The sequence below is a fragment of the Calidithermus terrae genome, assembly GCF_003574345.1.
Classification (GTDB): Bacteria; Deinococcota; Deinococci; order Deinococcales; family Thermaceae; genus Calidithermus; species Calidithermus chliarophilus.
Genome location: NZ_QXDL01000325.1, coordinates 1 through 3,050 on the forward strand (window position 1 = coordinate 1; position 3,050 = coordinate 3,050).

The window sequence follows — 3,050 nt, forward strand, 5'->3', positions numbered from 1 at the left end:
CCTTGCTAAGGGGGGTGCAGAAAAGGCGTTTTGCGTCTTGCGTCTTGCGTTTGGCTTTTTGCGTACGGCGTACAACGTAGGACGTACGACCGGCGCCCGGCTATCGGCTATCAACCCCCGACGCCCCACCCCCCGAACCCGGTATGCTGAACCGGTATGGCTTTGCATATCCGTGCCAACCCGGGCGACATCGCCCCGCTCGTGCTCCTGCCGGGTGACCCCGGCCGGGCTGAGTGGATCGCCGAGACTTTCCTCGAGGACGTCAAGACCTACAACACCTACCGGGCGCTGCTGGGCTTCACCGGGACCTACAAGGGGGTTCCGGTCTCGGTCCAGACCAGCGCGATGGGCGGGCCCTCCACGGCCATCGTGGTCGAGGAGATCGTCAACCTGGGGGTCAAGGCCATCATCCGGGTGGGGACCACCGGGGGCATCGACGGCAAGGTGGAGGCCGGGACGCTGGTCATCGCGCAGGGCGCGGTGCCGCTCGACGGCACCACCCGGCAGTACCTCGGCGGGCGACCCTACGCGCCGGTGGCCGACTGGGACGTGCTCGAGGCCCTCGTCGGCTGCGCGCGCGAGGCGAAGCTGCCCTACACCGTGGGCCTGATCTCCACCGAGGACGCCTTCTACGCCACGAGCCCCGAGGCGGCCCGCGAGTGGGCGAAGTTCGGCGTGGTCTCGCTGGAGATGGAGTCGGCGCCCCTGTTCCTCATCGCCAAGATGCGCGGCGTGCGGGCCGGGACCATCCTCACCGTCTCCAACCAGATCGGCGACGCCTCCTTCGTGGCCCAGGAGATCCTGCAGGCCGGGGTGGAGAACATGACGCGGGTGGCCCTCGAGGCCCTGCTCAAGCTGAAGGACAAGATCTGAGGTCGAGCATGAAAGAGCCTTTTGAAAGCCAGATCCCCGAGTTCGAGTTCCTCTCTTATGAAGTGCGCGAGCGGGTCGCCGTCGTCACCGTCCGCCGCCCCCAGGCCCTCAACGCGCTCAACCAGGACCTGCTGTTCGAGCTCGCCGCCGTGACCGACGTGATCACCCAGGACCCCGAGGTGCGGGTGGCGGTGTTCACGGGCGAGGGCCGGGCCTTCGTGGCCGGGGCCGACATCGCCCAGATCGCCGACATCCAGGACGCCTTCGCCGGGCGCGAGTTCGCGCTGCTGGGCCAGACCGTCTTCAACGAGATCGCGGCCCTGCCGGTGCCCACCATCGCCGCCGTCAACGGCTTCGCGCTGGGCGGGGGCCTCGAGCTGGCCCTGGCCTGCGACCTCCGCGTGGCGAGCGCCAAGGCCAAGCTGGGCCTGCCCGAGGTGAGCCTGGGCATCATCCCCGGCTTCGGCGGCACCCAGCGCCTGCTGCGCCTGCTGGGGCGGGGGAGGGCCCTCGACCTCATCTTCACCGGGCGGCACGTCCCGGCCGAGGAGGCGCTGCAGCTGGGCCTGGTCAACCGCGTGGGCGAGGACGCGCTGGAGCTCGCGCTCGAGCTCGCCCGCTCCATCCTCAAGAACGGCCCCGTAGCCCTGGCGCTCGCCAAGGAGGCCGTCACCCGCGGCGAGGGCCTGGAGCTCGACGAGGCGCTCGAGGTCGAGGCCGACCTCTTCGGCTTCGCGGTCACGACCCAGGACATGAAGGAGGGCACGCGTGCCTTCCTGGAGAAGCGGGCGCCGGAGTTCAAGGGGGAGTAGGGGCGTACGGTTAGCGCCGATAGCCGATAGCCGAACGCCTAACGCGGGTCGTACGTCGTACGCGAGACGCAAGACGCAAAACGCTTTGGCCCTCGGTTTGTGGCTCGTCTAGGGTCAAGGGCTGAGGGCTGATGGCTGAATGCTTAAAGCTTACCGCTTGGGGCTTTATGCCCTACAATTGCCGGGTGGACGAGCCCAACAAGGTCCAGGAGCACGTTGTCCAGCTCACCAGCCCCAAGGCCAAGCTCTACCTCGAGGCCGACACCGCCATCCGGCGCGACCTGCAGGGCTTTCCCAAGGCCCTGCAAGCCTATGACCTGCTCTCGATGGACCCCGAGGCGCGGGGCCACTGGGACATGTCCAACTACATCACCATGCGCAAGCTGGGCTACAACGACCACGGCCGGGTCCACGCGCTGCTCACGGGGTCGGCCAGCGTGGCGATCCTCAAGCTGCTGGTGGAGGCCGGGGCCAAGCCCGACGTGATGGAGAGCGGGGTCGGCGACCTCGACGACACCTACTTGGTGGTGCTGCTCTCGACCATGCTGCACGACATCGGCAACCAGGTGCACCGCCAGCACCACGAGGCCTTCGGCGTGACGCTGGCGATCCCCCTCATCGACCGCATCCTCGAGAAGCTCTACCGCGACCCCGAGCAGCGCACCGAGCTGCGCAGCTTCATGCTGCACAGCATCTACACCCACGACCTCATCGCCGACCCGCTCACGCTCGAGGCCGGCGTCACCGCCGTCGCCGACGGCACCGACATCACCAAGGGCCGCGGCCGCAAGGCCTTCGCGCTAGGCTCCGTAGACATTCACTCCATCAGCGCCCTCGCCGTAGACGAGGTGCAGATCATGAAGGGCGAGCGCGTCCCCGTCGAGATCCGCGTGGTGATGAACAACTCGGCTGGCCTGTTCCAAGTCGAGGAGACCCTGACCCGTAAGGTGCTCAACAGCCCCATCCGCAGCATGGTCACGGTCACGGCGGCCACCCGCGACGAACTCCCCGGCGACCAGCGCATCATCCGTCGGGTACGGCTGCACCCGACGGAGCCGAGGTTTACGCTGGATTGATGGCGTGGGGTATACGCCGAACGCCGATAGCCCATAGACGATAGCCGGGTGCTGGGCGTGGGTCGTACGTCGTACGTCCTACGCCGTACGCAAAACGCAAGACGCAAAACGCTAAAGGCATGTCCTATGTCGTACGTCGTACGTCGTACGTCGTACGCAAAACGCAAAACGCAAGACGCAAGACGCAAGACGCAAGACGCAAGACGCAAGACGCAAGACGCAAGACGCCTTGTTCCCCCCTTAGCAAGGGGGGTGGGGGGGATACCTCCTCCCCGCCGGCGGGGAGGAG

Annotated in this window: 3 protein-coding genes; all 3 read left to right on the top strand. The window is 67.3% G+C overall.

Going from position 1 to position 3,050, the window contains the following annotated elements; all coding sequences use genetic code 11:
- Positions 1–156: 156 nt before the first annotated feature.
- On the top strand, positions 157–873 hold the full coding sequence (locus tag Mterra_RS20140; RefSeq protein ID WP_119316725.1) for a phosphorylase family protein: 717 nt from the start codon (positions 157–159) through the stop codon (positions 871–873).
- Between the two features lie 8 nt (positions 874–881).
- On the top strand, positions 882–1,685 hold the full coding sequence (locus Mterra_RS20145; RefSeq protein ID WP_119316726.1) for an enoyl-CoA hydratase/isomerase family protein: 804 nt from the start codon (positions 882–884) through the stop codon (positions 1,683–1,685).
- Positions 1,686–1,852: 167 nt separating this feature from the next.
- Positions 1,853–2,761, top strand: a complete 909-nt coding sequence (locus Mterra_RS20150; RefSeq protein WP_051304146.1) for a phosphohydrolase — start codon at positions 1,853–1,855, stop codon at positions 2,759–2,761.
- Positions 2,762–3,050 lie beyond the last annotated feature (289 nt).

Excerpts from the sequence above, each read along its gene's own strand:
- Mterra_RS20140 (WP_119316725.1), top strand. The coding sequence starts at position 157 with ATGGCTTTGCATATCCGTGCCAACCCGGGCGACATCGCCCCGCTCGTG.
- Mterra_RS20150 (WP_051304146.1), top strand. The coding sequence starts at position 1,853 with ATGCCCTACAATTGCCGGGTGGACGAGCCCAACAAGGTCCAGGAGCAC.
- Mterra_RS20145 (WP_119316726.1), top strand. The coding sequence starts at position 882 with ATGAAAGAGCCTTTTGAAAGCCAGATCCCCGAGTTCGAGTTCCTCTCT.